Origin of the sequence: Olivibacter jilunii (assembly GCF_900607235.1) — a bacterium.
In the GTDB taxonomy this organism is placed as follows: domain Bacteria; phylum Bacteroidota; class Bacteroidia; order Sphingobacteriales; family Sphingobacteriaceae; genus Olivibacter; species Olivibacter oleidegradans.
In genome coordinates, this window is sequence record NZ_LR027853.1 from 232,497 (window position 1) to 248,615 (window position 16,119).

General features: G+C 38.8%; 16 protein-coding genes. 6 read left to right on the forward strand and 10 right to left on the reverse strand.

From position 1 onward, the window contains the following. Window positions 1–4: 4 nt before the first annotated feature. Entirely contained in the window at window positions 5–2,614 is a 2,610-nt protein-coding gene (gene mutS / locus E0E36_RS19325) for a DNA mismatch repair protein MutS (protein WP_041388326.1), read from the forward strand. Here mutS and E0E36_RS19330 read toward each other — a convergent pair. The 3 genes from E0E36_RS19330 to E0E36_RS19340 all read right to left on the reverse strand — a co-directional run bounded on the left by E0E36_RS19330 (window position 2,611) and on the right by E0E36_RS19340 (window position 5,386). Beyond that, entirely contained in the window at window positions 2,611–3,306 is a 696-nt protein-coding gene (locus E0E36_RS19330; RefSeq protein WP_013666329.1) for a class I SAM-dependent methyltransferase, read from the reverse strand. The genes mutS and E0E36_RS19330 overlap by 4 nt on opposite strands. A 21-nt stretch (window positions 3,307–3,327) precedes the next feature. Continuing rightward, a complete protein-coding gene (pncB, locus tag E0E36_RS19335; protein ID WP_013666330.1) occupies window positions 3,328–4,512 on the reverse strand; it encodes a nicotinate phosphoribosyltransferase in 1,185 nt (394 codons plus the stop codon). Window positions 4,513–4,633: 121 nt separating this feature from the next. Next, window positions 4,634–5,386, reverse strand: coding sequence for an SGNH/GDSL hydrolase family protein (locus E0E36_RS19340; RefSeq protein WP_013666331.1), 753 nt, complete (start codon window positions 5,384–5,386; stop codon window positions 4,634–4,636). Window positions 5,387–5,656: 270 nt separating this feature from the next. Here E0E36_RS19340 and E0E36_RS19345 point away from each other — a divergent pair, with 270 nt between their 5' ends. Genes E0E36_RS19345 through E0E36_RS19355 form a run of 3 tightly spaced genes read left to right on the forward strand, consistent with a single transcriptional unit; the run spans window position 5,657 to window position 8,205 of the window. After that, entirely contained in the window at window positions 5,657–6,421 is a 765-nt protein-coding gene (locus E0E36_RS19345) for an MlaE family ABC transporter permease (RefSeq protein WP_013666332.1), read from the forward strand. Window positions 6,422–6,423: 2 nt separating this feature from the next. Then, window positions 6,424–7,197, forward strand: a complete 774-nt coding sequence (locus E0E36_RS19350) for an ABC transporter ATP-binding protein (protein WP_013666333.1) — start codon at window positions 6,424–6,426, stop codon at window positions 7,195–7,197. Between the two features lie 3 nt (window positions 7,198–7,200). Continuing rightward, window positions 7,201–8,205, forward strand: coding sequence for an MlaD family protein (locus E0E36_RS19355; RefSeq protein ID WP_013666334.1), 1,005 nt, complete (start codon window positions 7,201–7,203; stop codon window positions 8,203–8,205). A 30-nt stretch (window positions 8,206–8,235) separates the two neighbouring features. On the opposite strand, the gene E0E36_RS19360 is transcribed toward E0E36_RS19355, so the two are convergent. Genes E0E36_RS19360 through E0E36_RS19375 form a run of 4 tightly spaced genes read right to left on the reverse strand, consistent with a single transcriptional unit; the run spans window position 8,236 to window position 11,491 of the window. Continuing rightward, complete coding sequence (locus E0E36_RS19360; protein WP_130857382.1) at window positions 8,236–9,225, reverse strand: YihY/virulence factor BrkB family protein; 990 nt, start codon at window positions 9,223–9,225, stop codon at window positions 8,236–8,238. Further along, window positions 9,222–9,638, reverse strand: coding sequence for an acyl-CoA thioesterase (locus E0E36_RS19365; RefSeq protein WP_130857383.1), 417 nt, complete (start codon window positions 9,636–9,638; stop codon window positions 9,222–9,224). Before E0E36_RS19365 ends, E0E36_RS19360 begins: the two co-directional genes overlap by 4 nt. Window positions 9,639–9,640: 2 nt before the next feature. Beyond that, on the reverse strand, window positions 9,641–10,699 hold the full coding sequence (gene mltG / locus E0E36_RS19370; RefSeq protein ID WP_130857384.1) for an endolytic transglycosylase MltG: 1,059 nt from the start codon (window positions 10,697–10,699) through the stop codon (window positions 9,641–9,643). Between the two features lie 27 nt (window positions 10,700–10,726). Beyond that, window positions 10,727–11,491, reverse strand: a complete 765-nt coding sequence (locus E0E36_RS19375; RefSeq protein WP_130857385.1) for a PASTA domain-containing protein — start codon at window positions 11,489–11,491, stop codon at window positions 10,727–10,729. 123 nt (window positions 11,492–11,614) lie between these two features. On the opposite strand from E0E36_RS19375, the gene E0E36_RS19380 reads away from it, so the two are divergent. Further along, on the forward strand, window positions 11,615–12,616 hold the full coding sequence (locus E0E36_RS19380; protein WP_130857386.1) for a D-alanine--D-alanine ligase: 1,002 nt from the start codon (window positions 11,615–11,617) through the stop codon (window positions 12,614–12,616). Between the two features lie 49 nt (window positions 12,617–12,665). Here E0E36_RS19380 and E0E36_RS19385 read toward each other — a convergent pair whose 3' ends face one another. After that, complete coding sequence (locus E0E36_RS19385; protein WP_130857387.1) at window positions 12,666–13,082, reverse strand: acyl-CoA thioesterase; 417 nt, start codon at window positions 13,080–13,082, stop codon at window positions 12,666–12,668. A gap of 183 nt (window positions 13,083–13,265) precedes the next feature. Between E0E36_RS19385 and rpsO the strand changes: the two genes are divergently transcribed. Then, on the forward strand, window positions 13,266–13,544 hold the full coding sequence (gene rpsO / locus E0E36_RS19390) for a 30S ribosomal protein S15 (RefSeq protein WP_013666341.1): 279 nt from the start codon (window positions 13,266–13,268) through the stop codon (window positions 13,542–13,544). A gap of 108 nt (window positions 13,545–13,652) precedes the next feature. On the opposite strand, the gene E0E36_RS19395 is transcribed toward rpsO, so the two are convergent. Continuing rightward, complete coding sequence (locus tag E0E36_RS19395; protein ID WP_130857388.1) at window positions 13,653–14,564, reverse strand: ABC transporter permease; 912 nt, start codon at window positions 14,562–14,564, stop codon at window positions 13,653–13,655. Between the two features lie 39 nt (window positions 14,565–14,603). Then, window positions 14,604–16,070 carry an ABC transporter permease gene (locus E0E36_RS19400; protein ID WP_130857389.1) on the reverse strand — a complete coding sequence of 489 codons (1,467 nt, stop codon included), beginning with the start codon at window positions 16,068–16,070 and terminating at the stop codon, window positions 14,604–14,606. Between the last annotated feature and the right edge of the window lie 49 nt (window positions 16,071–16,119).

Here is a 16,119-nt window from a genome sequence, read left to right on the forward strand (position 1 = left end):
GATTTTGGCAAAGACAGCAAAGAAAGAAACTCCATTAATGCAGCAATACAATAGTATCAAAGCAAAATATCCCGGTGCTTTGTTATTATTTAGAGTCGGTGACTTTTATGAAACCTTTGGTTCCGATGCCGTTAAAGCAGCGGAAATATTGGGCATCGTTTTAACTAAGCGTGGTAATGGCAGTGCTTCTGAAACCGAATTGGCCGGATTTCCTCATCACTCATTAGAAACTTATCTGCCGAAACTGGTGAGGGCGGGACAGCGAGTTGCAATCTGCGATCAACTGGAAGATCCTAAATCTGTAAAAACGATTGTAAAAAGGGGAGTGACAGAATTGGTAACTCCGGGTGTATCTTACAATGATAATATCATTCAACAAAAGGCTAATAATTATTTAGCTTCCTTGTATCTTGATAAGAATGCAATAGGTGTTTCCTTTTTAGACATTTCAACAGGTGAGTTTTTAGTTGCGCAAGGAAGTGGTGACTATATTGATAAATTGTTGCAAGGGTTTAAGCCAAGTGAAATTATCCTGCCGAAACGTTCTTATAGCGATTTTGTAGATCAGTTCAGCGATCGATTTTACACTTATACATTAGATGAATGGCCCTATAGCGGCGATTATGCGAAAGAAACGCTTCTGAAGCACTTCGAAGTTAATTCCCTAAAGGGATTTGGAATTGACCGTATGCATCTTGCTATTGTAGCGGCGGGGGTTGCTTTGCACTATTTGAACGAAGCGGAACATCGGAACTTACAGCATATCTCTAACATTGCACGGATTGAGGAAGATCGTTACATGTGGTTGGATCGATTTACCGTCCGTAATTTAGAATTGATCGGTTCAGCTAATGAAAATGCCATTACATTAGCCGACGTATTGGACAGTACTTCATCTCCAATGGGCGCCCGGTTGTTGAAACGTTGGATGGTTATGCCTTTAAAAGACAAACGACCAATTACGGAGCGATTAGAGGTTGTGGAGTACCTTTTAAAACGAGCCGATCTACGGGAACAACTGACGCAAGAGATTAAACAGATCGGTGATTTGGAGCGATTGATAAGTAAAATCGGACTGCAAAAAGCAAATCCGAGGGAACTGGTTCAGTTAAAAAGAGCTTTGCAAGCTATCGGACGACTTAAAGAGCTGACGGCTACTGCGGACGCTCAGGCCTTAAATGTGATTGCAGAGCAATTAAACCCCTGTAAAATAATTTGCGATCGGATAGAAAAGGAGTTGAAATCGGAGCCTCCTGTGTTATTGATTAAAGGGAATGTAATTGCTGATGGAGTGGATGCAGAGCTTGATCGCTTACGTAAGGTTGCATTCGGAGGAAAAGATTATTTACTTGAAATTCAGAAGCGCGAGTCGGAAATTACCGGTATCCCGTCTTTAAAGATTTCTTTTAATAATGTGTTTGGGTACTATCTTGAGGTGACCAATGCCCATAAAGACAAGGTACCCGCTGATTGGGTAAGAAAGCAAACCCTGGTGAATGCAGAACGTTATATTACCAATGAGTTAAAAGAATATGAAGAACAGATTCTTGGAGCGGAAGATAAGATACAAGTCATAGAAAATCGTTTATATAACGAACTTCTCGCTTCGCTGCTTGACTATATAAAGCCCGTTCAACTGAATGCCAATTTAATTTCTCAACTGGACGTACTGTTGAACTTTGCAACAATTGCTCATAAGAACCATTATGTGAAGCCTATCATCAACGATGGTAAACTCATTGATATCAAGGGCGGGCGTCATCCGGTGATCGAAAAAAATTTGCCGATTGGTGAAGAATATATTACCAATGACGTGTTTTTAGATAGTGACAGTCAACAAATCATTATCATAACAGGACCCAACATGGCGGGTAAATCTGCTCTATTACGACAAACAGGCTTAATTGTACTAATGGCACAGATGGGATGTTTCGTTCCGGCAAAACATGCCGAAATTGGTTTGGTAGATAAGATTTTTACTCGGGTTGGAGCCTCTGATAATCTGTCATCAGGTGAATCCACATTTATGGTCGAAATGAATGAAACGGCCAGCATTCTTAATAATTTATCCGATAGAAGCCTTATTTTACTAGATGAGATTGGCCGTGGAACAAGTACTTATGATGGGATATCAATCGCTTGGGCCATTGCCGAATACTTGCATAACCACCCTTCTGCCAAGGCAAAAACTTTGTTTGCGACGCACTATCATGAGCTGAATGAACTGACAAATACTTTTAATCGGATAAAGAACTTCAACGTTTCGGTAAAAGAAGTAAATAATAAAATTATTTTTCTTCGTAAACTCGTTCCCGGTGGTAGCGAACATAGTTTCGGAATCCATGTTGCTAAGATGGCGGGCATGCCTGCCAAGCTTGTTGTGAGGGCTAACGAAATACTAAAAAGGCTTGAACAGGAACGAACAGGTGGCGAACATATTAAGGATAGCATGAAGAAGATACAGAAGCAGGCTTACCAGCTGCAAATGTTTTCAATTGACGACCCGATTTTAGTCAAAATCCGTGATATGTTAAATAACTTGGATGTCAATGCATTAACTCCTGTTGAGGCCTTAATGAAACTCGATGAAATTCAGCGTCTATTGAAAAATTAATCGCGGAGCGACAATCGGACAAGATATTGGTCGTTTTCATCTTCGTATAGTATTTGAACCACCCAGCCATCTTGCCGGGCAATTTTGATGAGCGTATCTTGGTCGATATACAACCATCCAAATGAAGCGCCTCTTTGGCCTTTATATTCATATTGAAATTTCACCTCTCCATAATAAGCCCCAGCGGCTGGGATATGGCCCTCGTACAAGTAAGCAATGTCAGATGAGTCGAATAATAATTGGCCGCCTTTCTTTAAAATCTGTTTACAATGAATAAGAAGTTGTTTTAAGCCATGTATGGTTTCCACCAGACCGATGCCATTCATTAGAAAAAGTATCGTATCGAATTTTTTCTTTCTATAATGGAAAATATTAGCGTTCACCACCTGTTTTACTCCCCGATCCTTCATGATTTCGCATGCAGTCTTCGAAATCTCCAAGGCGGTGACCTCAAAACCTCTATTTTGTAAGTAGAGACAATGGCTGCCGGCTCCGGCTCCTACATCTAATACAACACCATCGCACAATGAAAGTGCGATGAATTCCAGCTCAGGAAACTCCTCTTCTTCTCTAAAGAATAGATCTACCGGCATTTCCTCATCTTCACCGTAATTATTATGTAATATCAATGGTGCAGTTTTTCCTGTTTTATAAAAGTCAAACAGGGCAGCTCCGTAAACATCTTGATTCATTATAATAAACTTAGGACCTAGTTAGTCATTGATGCCAAGGATAGTTTTGCTCAATTCAATCATATCTGGGTCTCCCGTATATTTGCCTTTTACGTCGGAAAGCTTTACTACCGGTGTCCAGTATGCTTCTTCCGGGTACGCTTCGGTCATTTTAACAACAATATTCATGGGCGTTAGCCCTACATCATTTGTGAAATTTGTACCTATACCAAAAGATATTCCGATTTTTCCCTGGCAATGTTTAGCAATTCGTTCGACCTTTTCATAGTTAAGTCCATCAGAAAAAATGATGGTTTTGGATATGGGATTTATCCCTTTACTTTTATAGTGTGCGATAGTTTTGTCGGCAAAATCAAGGGGATCGCCACTATCATGTCTTACACCATCAAAAAGCTTAGTGAACATTTTATCAAACTGAGAAAAAAATACATCGGTGGTATAAGTATCTGAAAGCGCTATTCCTAAATCACCTCTATACACATTAACCCAATGCTCTAACCCTAAGCCATTAGCCATCTTAAAGCCATATTTAGCTGCATGGAACATAAACCACTCATGTGCATGCGTACCTATTGGTTTGGTTTGGTTAAGCATAGCCATATGCACATTGCTGGTTCCGATGAAGCTGGTATTACCGTATTGTTTTAAAGTTTGTACAACTAAACGATGTGTATGATAAGCATGACGCCTACGCGTGCCGAATTCGGCAATGGTTACCCCCAACTTATTGTATTGTTCAATCTTATTTTTTGCTGTTGTAATAATTTGCTCATCTTGATCGCCTTGAAGGTGGTTAAGTTTATAGTAGAGCTCGGATATCAGCGACATGATAGGCACTTCCCATAAGATGGTTCGATACCAATACCCGGTAATTTTAACCAACAGATTGGGACCTTCCTGCGATATTATTACTTCATCAGGGTCATAACGATAGCCTTGTAAAAAGTCGAGGTAGGTGGGGTCGAGGTAAGGACAGGTATCTCTTAGGTATTTTTTCTCCTCGCGAGTTAAGTGTAGACCTGCCATGCTGTTAACGGAGGCTCTAAGTGCATCTGCAAAGCCGGAAGGGAAGTGGTGATTTCCACGATTGATGAATTCGTACTTTGCCTTAGCTTTTGGAAATAATTTAAACACGGCATGTTGCATAGTGAATTTGTAAAAATCATTATCCAACACAGAGTTTAACGTGATGTGAGAAGGTGTCATTTTATATGCTAAGCCATACGGCCAATGGTTTAAATCAAACGAGTTTATCTAAAATCGGGAATAGTCATTAATCGGTAAAATTAGGTAAATCCGTTGATCAATGGCTATTCATCCAAAGTAACTAGAGGCCGACTGCTTTAAGCCATGCTTGAGCCATTAGAGCCGCACCTGCCAAGCTGGGATGTACACCGTCGCCCGTCCAGTAATTTGCTGGAGCCTGTTTGATCGCTTCATCAAATACTTGTTGATAGGGAATAAAAACAGCATTGAATTCATTGGCGATTTCCTTTGCCGCCATTCTATATTCATTGAATTTAGGATACCATTCATCTGTTACTGCCCGAACATCCTTTACAGCAAAAGGTTCGCCTATGATCAGTTGCACTTCAGGTAATTCTTTTTTTGTTCGCACTAATAAACTTTTTAAATCTTTTTTGTAGGTGTCAATTGTTCCTTGATAGGGATTTTCTTTAGCAAGGGTGTGCCAATAATCGTTTACTCCTATTAAAATACTCAATACGTTCGGTTTTAACCTTAAGCAATCATCGTCCCATCGATCTGCTAATTGATAAACTTTGTTGCCACTAATGCCTTTATTAAAAATCTGAAGATTAAGCGAAGCTCTTTTTAACAATAGCTGTGAGGCAGCAACAAAGGAATAGCCGTTTCCAAGCGTTGCAGGATCATTGGCTTGCTCCTTCTTTTTGTCTCTACCGGCATCTGTTATGGAATCTCCTTGAAACAAAATGACATCATTTACGTTTAAGTTAATCGATGTTCCCTTTATACCGGCAGCAGCGACGATTTTAGGAAAGCTTAGTGCTACGGAGGTGCCAAGAGCCAAATTTTGAATAAATTTCCTTCTATTGGTCATAGATTTAAATTTAGTTAAGTAATGGTTAAAAAGTAAAAAAAATGTAACAGTTGAATTCAAAAGATATCAAACGAATGTTTAAAAGTAAGTCTTTTAGAATTAACACGAAGGAACAAAGATTAAAAAATTCACGAAAATATCATAAAAGGAAAAAAGACAAAAGAGGATTAACTTTTATGTTACTAAATCAGGAATTTATTCAATAAAAAACTACTTTTGCAAAAAAAGGCACTTGGCATCCTTTGTGCCCATAGCTGATAAATAGAACTAATGATTTCTAAGAAAATAGACCAAAAGCTTATTCAGCTGGGTAATGTACATCACTTTATCATGCGATTCTTCAAAGAGTTAGTTATGCCACCTTATGAATTTAAGGAGATCATAAATCAATGTTATGAAGTTGGTGTAAAATCTTTACCACTGATCTCTTTGACTGGTTTTATTACCGGTATTGTATTTACAAATCAATCGAGACCATCTTTAGAAGACTTCGGTGCGACGGCCATGCTACCGTCACTGATCGCTATTGCCATTGTACGTGCATTGGCGCCTTTGGTAACGGCCTTAATCGCTGCAGGGAAAGTAGGATCTAACATTGGCGCAGAGCTGGGGTCCATGAAGGTGACAGAACAAATCGATGCGATGGAAGTTTCGGGAACTAATCCATTTAAATTCCTAGTCGTGAGTAGGGTGCTGGCTACCACTATTATGATTCCTATTTTAAGCTGCTATACAGGGTTTGTTGGTCTTATGGGATCCTTTCTGAATGTCTATCAGCATGAATCCGTTAGCTTTATAAGCTTCTTCGATCAAGTGTTTGAAACGGTAACTTTCCTGGATATTTTTCAGGCAATTATAAAAGCTGCTTTTTTTGGTTTTACTATTGGCATTGTCGGTTGTTACCAAGGGTATAACTCTTCCAAGGGAACAGAAGGTGTAGGGAAAGCAGCCAACGCAGCGGTAGTCGCTTCCATGTTTCTCATTTTTATTGAGGAGCAATTAGTTGTAATGATTGTTCAAAGTATACGTGGATAAGAATGGAAAAGCAGCTATCTCATATTAATTACCAGAATCCCGTAATCAATATCTCAGGACTTCGTAAATCGTTCGGAGATCTACATGTGTTGCGAGGTGTAGACTTACAGTTGTTTGAAGGGGAGAATCTGGTGGTTTTAGGGCGGTCAGGTACCGGCAAATCAGTATTGATAAAAATTGTATCGGGCTTGCTTTCGGCAGATGAAGGAACAGTCAATGTTTTAGGACAAGAAGTAGGAGATCTCGATGAAAAAGAACTAATGGCTTTGCGGTTACGAATCGGTTTTTCTTTTCAAAACAGCGCGCTGTACGATAGCATGACCGTGCGTGAGAACCTTGAATTTCCTCTTGTTAGAAATAAACGTTCGTTAACGAGAGCGGAGATTGATAGAGAGGTACGTGAAGTGCTGGACTCCGTTGGTTTATTGCAGGCGTTGAATCAAATGCCGTCCGAATTATCAGGCGGGCAGCGCAAGCGAATAGGTATAGCTCGGACCTTAATCTTGCGACCGGATATTATGTTGTATGATGAACCGACAGCTGGTTTAGATCCGATAACCTGTACAGAGATCAATAATCTGATCAACGAAGTACAACAGATATATAAAACATCGTCCATTATTATTACACACGATCTTACCTGTGCAAAAGAGGTTGGTGATCGTATTGTTATGTTATTGGACGGAAAGTTTGAACGACAAGGCCGATTCAATGATATTTTTGATTCGGATGACGCACGTGTCAAAGCATTTTATGATTATAATTTTATTGCATAGTATATGGCTAATAATTCAGATAGTAAAAAGTCGGTTATTGTAGGTTTGTTTACCTTATTAGGGATTATATTTTTTGTTACGGCAATCTTCGTTCTTGGCGGAAATCAAAAGCGTTTTACAAAAACTATTGGGCTTAGAACAATATTAACTAACGCCGGAGGATTAAAAGCAGGGAACAACGTCTATTTCTCCGGTGTCAAAATCGGAACCATCAAGAATATCAAGTTAATTGAGAACTCGCATGTAGAGATTGATTTCAATATCGAGCAAAAATCACAGGATTATATCCGTAAAGACGCAGAAGTTCGTGTAAGTTCTGAAGGTTTTATCGGGAATAAGATTATTGTTATACAAGGGGGGAGTCCGAACGTTGCGGTAGTTGAAGAAGGTGATCTACTGCAATCGGTAAAAAGTATTGACACAGAAGAAATGATGGCTACTTTACAGGTGAACAATCAAAATCTGGTTGCCATTACCAGCGATGTAAAGAAGTTAAGCGAAAAAATAGCTAACGGGGAAGGAACAATTGGTGCTATCCTCACGGATTCAACCATGGCTCTTCAGGTAAGGGCGATCATGGCGAGTCTGACACAGACCGCTGCGAATACAGCTAAAGTATCTAGTGCTTTAAATGCTTTTACTACCAAATTGAATACGGAAGGTTCTTTAGCTAATGAGATTTTAACGGATACCAGTGTTTACCAAAGCCTACGCAGCTCAGCCGCGCAGTTACAAGGAGTTACGCAGAGTGCAGCAGCTTTGACCGCAAATCTTACCAAGGCAAGCGAAAAGATGAACAGTAAAGATAACACGTTAGGAGCGCTTTTAAATGATCAGGAAATGGCGGTTACCATGAAGCAGACCATGTGTAATTTGGAGGAAAGTACTGATAAGTTAAATCAAAACATGGAAGCACTTCAACATAATTTCTTGTTCAGAGGCTTCTTCAAAAAGCAAGCAAAGGAAAGAGAAAAAGAGGCAAAGGCCGCGCTGGAGAAAACGAATTAATCTACGGTATAGTTTACGCCGTTACGTGCGTTATTTAAATTTGTTTTCACCTTTTACCTCGGTTTTAAAGCTGTTAAATCGAGGTTTTACTATTTTTATACTCTGCTTGGACAACGCGATACTCGCATTGAGTTCAAAACCGATTAGCAAGATAAGCGAATTTAGGTATAACCAGATCATGATGACGATCAGCGTCCCTATTGAACCGTAGAGTTTATTATACGTGTTAAAGTTATTGATGTAGAAGGCAAAGCCCCAAAATGTAAGAGCGGCTAAGACAGTAGCTAAAGTAGCTCCGGGGCTAAAAAAGCTCCACTTTCTTGAGGAAGAGGGGCCATATTTGTAAAGAATACTGAGTGTGAAAAAGTAGATGCCCAATAATATAATCCAGCGTGTAATTCCGATAAGCCAAGTCCAAAAACCACCGGTAATTTCAATGGTGTTTTTTAAATGGTTGATAATAAAGGATGCCAGCGTAACGATACCCATCCCTATAGTCAATGCCATAATAATCATAATGGCCAATGCGAGTGCAACCAGTCGCTGTTTTACGAAGCTCCTACTTTCCAATACCAAGGAAGACTTATTGAAAGCTCGCATCAAGCTATGAATACCATTAGTGGCAAAAATCATAGCCATAAGGAAACCAAATGAGAGCAATCCGCTATTTTGATTAGTAACGATATCCAGTAAAGTAGATTCAATTGTTTTGTATGCATTTTCAGGTAAAATCATCTGCATAAATTCTAATAATTGCTCCTGAAAATCGTCGATGAATACCTTGATATAAGGAATAAGTGTAAACAGAAAAATGATACCCGGAAAAATGGCCAGCATAAAAGAGTAGGCCAGGGAGGAAGCTTTGTTTAGAAGTGATTCCCTGGCAATTTCCTGAAAAAAGAAAAGGCCTACTGTATAAAGAGGTAATTTGCCAAAACCAGGGAGCACGACGACCTTCGTCCACTCAATAAAAAGATAGTAGGGCTTTAGGTTTAGCAATTTTCGGTGTAACCAACTCATTTACCCTCCTCGAAATGTGGCGCTAATCGATTCTGAAAGTCTTGCGGAGGCAGGCACGGTTTATTCTTATCCATATCAATAAACACAAGTGTCGTGGCTCCTGTGTTGATTAACTCCATGCTTTCATTAAAAAGCTCATAGTCGAATTTAATCCGTAAAGACGGTTTACTTCGAATAGACACTTTTATAGTTAGCAATTCGTCGTATGTTGCCGGTTTAATATATTTACATGTTAAATCTAAAACAGGCATCATAACCCTTCTCGCTTCCATTTCTTTGTAGGAAGTGCCTAAGCTACGAAGCATTTCTACCCGCGCTACTTCATAGTATTCGGCATAATTGCCATAGTAGACGTAGCCCATTTGATCGGTTTCACCATATCTCACTCTTACTTGGGTTTCGAAGGTTAACATGTTTATCTTTTGATGTTTCGTTCGTTTAAAGCTTGTTGAAATTTCCTTGCATTAATCAAATGCTCGGCCTGATTAGTTGAAAAATTGTGATAACCCGAAAAATCTTCTTTTGCACACATGTAAATGTAATTGTGCTTTTGATAATTAAGAACTGCATCAATTGAGGCAATACTTGGCATCATTATCGGCCCGGGCGGCAAACCTTTATAAATGTAAGTGTTATAAGGAGAGTCTGTGCGTAAATGTCTATTTAGTACCCTCCGAATAGTAAAATCATTTGTAGCAAAAATCACCGTGGGATCAGCTTGGAGTAATATGCCTTTTTGTAATCTGTTCAAATATAAGCCTGCTATTTTAGGCATTTCGTCCGTATGTAACGCCTCGCCTTTTACAATGGATGCCAATATACTGACTTGGATGGGGGTTAAGTTAATAGACTCAGCTTTTTTCCTGCGTTCCTCAGTCCAAAAGTTATTATACTCCTTATTCATTCTGTCAAAAAAGTCATTGGCCGAGATATTCCAATACATTTCGTATGTATTTGGAATAAACATCGTGAAGAAGTTATCGGTATTGAATCCGTACTTAGCGGCTAGTGTGTCGCTGTCCAACAAGGTGATAAGGATAGAGGAATCGGGCTCTATTTGGGTGCCGATGTAGCCGGCAAACTGATCTTTTAATCGAATGTTTTGAAAACGTAATTTTACAGGTTCTTGGAATCCACCACCCAGCATATTAATTAGCGATCGGTTGTTCATGCCTCCTTTTAACTTGTATTTTCCCGGTTTGATGCGAGATGGATATTCCATTTTCTCTGCAGCCCACCGGAAACTGGCGGTATCCACCAAGATGTTTTTCTCTCCCAGCTCTTCCATTAAATTATCGAAGGAAGCCCCGGTTCTAACATATAGATATTCTTCTGATTCCGTTACATTAGGTGCAAAATATCTCTTATAGTAAGTATATGCAATAACACTACCTGCCAACAAAGCAATTAGTATGATGACGCTAATAATCCTTTTGCCTATTGACCTTTTCTTTGGTGTAGGAACTGTCTCCATGCTGCGATATTTAACAATTGTAAAGATTTAATTGCTCAAAGCTAAGTTTACGGGTGTGCCAATGCTCACTTTTTTCATGTTAGAAGTATCTGCTTCCGGTGTTTGGCTAACGACGCGCGCGCTAGCACTGTCTACAACGGGCCCCATATATTTTACAGTTCCTAACGTTAACGATGCCCCTTTTAGCGAGAATATAGCTTCATCAAGGGTGTATCCAACCAGATTAGGCACGGCTACTTCGCTATCACCCATTCCGTTCCCAAGAACCAAGTCAATTTTGCTACCCTTTGGAATTGGTTGACCGGCATTTATTTTTTGTCCTGCATATTTAACATCTAATACGCGATCACGAGCTATATCCGGTATATAAATAGTATCTCCCAATTTTAAGCCGTAATTATTCAACGTAGAAATGGCTTCCAGGAGTGCCATTTCTGTCAAATTAGGTAACTGGACCTCGGGAGCGTTTTTTGTAATAATTGTTAAATAAAGTGTCCGGTTTAATTTAACTTTCGTCCCTGGGTCTGGATCCTGTTCTATTACTAATCCTGGTTGCTTGTCTGCTTGGTAAACAGAATCAACTTGATATCGGAAGCCTTGGGCTTCCAGCTTTTCTATAGCATTTTCTATGCTTATCCCTTTTAGCGCTGGAACTTCTATTGATTCTCCGTGACGTGTATAAAACCTTAAGCTGTAAAAAAGTAAAAGAAGGAAAATCACACCGGATATAATGGCGATGATTAGATTCTTTCTGAATGTTTGGGTTCTTAAGTACTGAAAAAGTTTGTTCATCTAAGATGTCCTCGTTGAATTTTTAGCCTAATTCTAATACGTAAAAAGTATGCCAATTCTTGTAAGACGATGAATAAAGATAACAATATTCAATTATCTTTGCTGGTAATACTTTACTGATATATGAGCGCAAAAATAGCATTAATTACCGGTGGATTTACGGGTGAGATAGAAATTTCCTTAAAAAGTGCCGCTTTCGTTGAGCAGAAGCTGCAGACGAGTCGATTTGATGTTTATAAAATAATATTAACTCCTGAAAGCTGGTACCATGTAGATGATGCGGGGATTAAACATGAAGTAAACCGAAATGATTTTACCTTATCCCTTAAAGACGGCCTCGTTAAGTTTGACCTGGCATTTATTATGATCCATGGGTCACCTGGTGAAGATGGAAGGTTACAAGGTTATTTGGATATGATCGGACTAAAGTATACTTCTTGTGATACACTAACGTCGGCTTTGACAATGAATAAAGCTTATACTAAGTCTTTATTGCAGGGAATTGACGGTTTATATTTAGCTCCATCAGTTTGCCTTTCCCCTGCCACGAGAGCGGTTAGTGAAATAAATGTTAAGAATGAGCTGAAGCTGCCCTATTTCGTAAAGCCAAATGGAGGAGGAAGTAGCATCGGTATGACGAAAGTAAAGCAACTTGACGAACTTTCGTCAGCTATTGATCGGGCATTGGGTACCGAGAATGCGGGGAAGCAGGTTCTAGTAGAAGAATTTGTTTCCGGGAGGGAGTTTTCTGTAGGTATTTATAATAGTAAAGCAGGGTTAAAAGTACTACCGGCAACAGAAGTCATCACTACACGGGAGTTCTTTGATTTTGAAGCTAAATACATCCCTGGGCTTACAAACGAAATTACACCGGCTGATTTAACGAATGAGCAGCAAGGTCGGGTAGAGCAATTGGTGAAGGAAGTTTATATTAGATTAAACTGTAAAGGATTGGTTCGCATTGATTTTTTTCTTGAAAGAGAAACCGATAAGTTTTATTTCATTGAAATCAACACGATTCCAGGGCAAACCGAAACAAGTTTTATACCACAGCAAGTTAGGGCTGCAGGTCTTCAGGAAACCGATTTTTATACAGAACTGATCGAACAGGCTTTGGTAGAATAGATGGAAAAACAACAATTGGCTAATTATTAATTAGCCAATTTCAAGATAGCTAAATCGAATATTTCTCCAGCATTTCCTCCGTTATGAAGGCTGATTTCCCTGATTTGAGATCAATCAGCGCATAATCGAACCAGCCATCGCAGGAAACTTTTCCTGAATCTTTAAATTTTATAGCAAAAGTTACCACACATCCTTTGTCTTTCATTTCATCTACACCTGTTTCAACAATGAAGTATTGCCCTAATTTTAGCGGACGTTTGTAGTTAACATGAGCCGTACGCACTACCCACCCAAAGCCTTGTTCCATAAACTCTTCCATGGTCATACCATAAAATAGTTCCATTTGCTCATACCTCGCCGCTAATACATAGTCAAAATACTTGCTGTTATGCACATGCTGAAACATGTCTATATCATCGGGCCGCACTTTAAATTCGCTCTCAAAGCGAGCATAGTTATTAATCATTCCCGCTAATATAGCGAAAATTTTGGCTTAATCAAGCATTTCTCAGTCTTAAGGGACAATTTAGGTAGAACTGTGCAGTAAATGATTTCTAATTATTTACTGCTTTATTTGGAAAGCAGGCGTATTTGTACTACCTTTGCAGCCAATTAATTTTTTTATTAACGCTTTAATATTATTCAGGTAATGTATTTAAGTAAAGAGTACAAAGAAGGGATTTTCGCAGAATTTGCAGGAAATGCTAAGAACACGGGTTCTACCGAAGGACAGGTAGCATTATTTACTAAACGTATTGCTCATTTAACTGAACATTTGAAAAAGAATCGTAAAGATTTTTCCACTCAGTTAGCTTTGCAGAAGTTGGTAGGTAAACGTCGTTCCTTATTGTCTTATTTGTATAAGAAAGATATCGAAAGATACCGTGCAATTATCAAAGCTTTGGAACTGAGAGATATTATAAAATAACTTTTGGTAAAAAGAACGAGGAAGCCATTACGTGTAACGTAATGGCTTCTTTGTTTAAACAGATTGTGGATACACTTGCTAATGTGTTCATTTTAACCGATCGGAATCTTATTCTTCACGCAGAGACGTCACCGGTTTAGCGCTAGCTGCTTGAATTACCTGAATGGAAATGGTAAGCAATGCAATTATAAGCACAGCCATTCCTGCTATAAAAAACATCCACCACCGGAGTTGAATGCTATAGGCAAAATTATTTAACCATTTGTTCATCCATATATATCCTAGGGGTATCGAAATAAAAAGGGAGATAACGACCAACTTCAAAAAATCTTTGGAAAGTAATCCAACGATACCACTTATAGTAGCTCCCATAATTCTTCTTATACCTATCTCCTTGATACGTTGTTCAATTGAGAATGTTACCAAGCCTAATAGCCCCAAACAAGAAATTACAATAGCCAATATCGCGAAAATAATAGCAAGTCTCGACGTGGTTAATTCACTTTTATACATGTTTTCATACTCTTGGTCGGCAAATTGATACATAAAGGGAAAGTTTGGATTTAATTCATTATATACTTTTTCCAGATTCGCCAAGGCGGTCGTTAACTGATTAGGTTTGGTGCGAACAATAATAAAACCAAAATACTCATATTCCTTTACGTCTAAGATTAGGGGTTTTATTGGGTCGTGAAGAGACTCCGTATGGAAATCCTTTAAAACACCAATGATATGTCCTCTTTTGTTCCAGGCCGATACCCATTTACCCAAAGGATCTTTATATCCCATTTGCCTTACGGCTTCTTCGTTTACCAAAAAAGCATCAGCAGAATCCGTTTGTATGTTTCTTGAAAAATTCCTTCCTTCTGTAATCGTTAACTTCATTAAGTTGACAAAGTCAAAACCGACAGAAGCTGGCTTGAACGCTACGGAAGCATTGTCGGGCTTCCCTTGCCAATCAATGGGTGTAGTGGTTTCGAAGCTCATTTCATGAGGTGCTTCTGAACTCCGATCAATCATACTAATACCAGGTAAATTTGATGCTTTCTGTTTAAATAATTAATATTTATCAAATTTAGAAAGCTCGCCTTCGATGCGAACATAGAGCAAATTTTCGCGATCATAACCTAAATTGTTATTTTTAATGAAAGATACTTGATTGGAAATAACAACTGTAGCGATAATCAGTAAAGAGGAGAGGCTGAATTGAAATATAGTGGTAGTCTTTCTAAACAGAATGGCTTTTTTTCCTGAACAGTTAATGCCTTTTACGATCTGAATAGGCTTAAGTGAAGATAAGTATAAGGCAGGGTACATGCCTGCAATGATACCTGTTATAAGAACTAGGCTGATGATTTCAATCCAAAAAGAAAGTTGAAAAAATGGGTAATCCATTTCTTTACCTGTCAACCCATTAAAGGTTGGTAATAAAATTAACAAAAGTATAGCGGACAATATTGTTGCCAAAGCACAACACAGGATGGATTCCCCAAAAAATTGACCTATCAGACTCGTCCGATTCGAACCAACTACTTTTCGAAGCCCTACCTCCTTTGCTCTCTTTACTGATCTGGCGGTAGCTAAATTCATAAAATTGATACACGCCAAAAGGAGAATAAAGATGGCTGCCCCTTTAAATAGTCGTATATATTCTATACGTCCACCGGTTGGTTCACCTTCAACAAAATGATTGAACAGGTATTGGTCGCCAAATCGTTGTAGACCCAGCTTGGTTTGAATACCTATTCGTTTTTCCAATTTCGTATCGAGCAGTAGCGATAATTTTTTCTCAGCCTGTTTTATATTAGTATCTTTTTTAAATTGAACATAGGTAAAAATATTATTGGAAGCCCATTCCAGTAAGCGCTTTTGCGCATCCCAATTAAAGACGTAATCGAACTGAAGCGAGCTTTCTTTCGGAATATTTTCGAATACCGCCGTCACAATAAAATTGTACTTATTTTCATAACGTAAACTTTTTCCCATTGCTTCCCGTGGACTTCCAAAAAAGATTTCTGCCATTTTTCGAGAAATGGCAACACCATATAAGTTGTCCAACGCAGTTTCAGCCCCGCCTTCAATTAATGGAAAGCTAAACATTTTAAAGAAATCCTTGCTTGCTCGTGAACCGGCTAATTTCACTTTCTTTTCCCCTAGCTGAAAAGTTTCCAGGTGCCCCCATGGTAATTCATAGGCTGCGATATAAAATGAAAGATGCTCTATTTCAGGAATTTGCTCTTTTGCATCTTCCAGTAACAAAGTAACTTCTGTGCCATTACCGCGAAATGGGCTGGCATAGGTGGCTTCTTTTTTTCCGTCAGCGGTTGAAGTTATGTAGGTAGTGTAAAGTTTGCTTTGCTGTTCGTGAAAATTGTCTTTGCCCTGTTCATCCGATAGCCATAGCGAAATGAGTAGGTAACAAGTAATGCCCAAAGAAAGGCTCAAAATGTTGATGGCGCTCTGCACTTTGTGTTTGATGATATTTCGCCAAGCGGTTTTAAAATAACTTCTAATCATATTACGCATAAATTGGTATCTTTCAATAACTTTGTCTTATGAAGGCCAATTTATTAAG

Excerpts from the sequence above, each read along its gene's own strand:
- E0E36_RS19330 (WP_013666329.1), bottom strand. The coding sequence starts at position 3,306 with ATGAATCAAGATGTTTACGGAGCTGCCCTGTTTGACTTTTATAAAACA.
- pncB (WP_013666330.1), bottom strand. The coding sequence starts at position 4,512 with ATGACACCTTCTCACATCACGTTAAACTCTGTGTTGGATAATGATTTT.
- E0E36_RS19340 (WP_013666331.1), bottom strand. The coding sequence starts at position 5,386 with ATGACCAATAGAAGGAAATTTATTCAAAATTTGGCTCTTGGCACCTCC.
- E0E36_RS19345 (WP_013666332.1), top strand. The coding sequence starts at position 5,657 with ATGATTTCTAAGAAAATAGACCAAAAGCTTATTCAGCTGGGTAATGTA.
- E0E36_RS19350 (WP_013666333.1), top strand. The coding sequence starts at position 6,424 with ATGGAAAAGCAGCTATCTCATATTAATTACCAGAATCCCGTAATCAAT.
- E0E36_RS19355 (WP_013666334.1), top strand. The coding sequence starts at position 7,201 with ATGGCTAATAATTCAGATAGTAAAAAGTCGGTTATTGTAGGTTTGTTT.
- E0E36_RS19360 (WP_130857382.1), bottom strand. The coding sequence starts at position 9,225 with ATGAGTTGGTTACACCGAAAATTGCTAAACCTAAAGCCCTACTATCTT.
- E0E36_RS19365 (WP_130857383.1), bottom strand. The coding sequence starts at position 9,638 with ATGTTAACCTTCGAAACCCAAGTAAGAGTGAGATATGGTGAAACCGAT.
- mltG (WP_130857384.1), bottom strand. The coding sequence starts at position 10,699 with ATGGAGACAGTTCCTACACCAAAGAAAAGGTCAATAGGCAAAAGGATT.
- E0E36_RS19375 (WP_130857385.1), bottom strand. The coding sequence starts at position 11,491 with ATGAACAAACTTTTTCAGTACTTAAGAACCCAAACATTCAGAAAGAAT.
- E0E36_RS19380 (WP_130857386.1), top strand. The coding sequence starts at position 11,615 with ATGAGCGCAAAAATAGCATTAATTACCGGTGGATTTACGGGTGAGATA.
- E0E36_RS19385 (WP_130857387.1), bottom strand. The coding sequence starts at position 13,082 with ATGATTAATAACTATGCTCGCTTTGAGAGCGAATTTAAAGTGCGGCCC.
- rpsO (WP_013666341.1), top strand. The coding sequence starts at position 13,266 with ATGTATTTAAGTAAAGAGTACAAAGAAGGGATTTTCGCAGAATTTGCA.
- E0E36_RS19395 (WP_130857388.1), bottom strand. The coding sequence starts at position 14,564 with ATGATTGATCGGAGTTCAGAAGCACCTCATGAAATGAGCTTCGAAACC.
- E0E36_RS19400 (WP_130857389.1), bottom strand. The coding sequence starts at position 16,070 with ATGCGTAATATGATTAGAAGTTATTTTAAAACCGCTTGGCGAAATATC.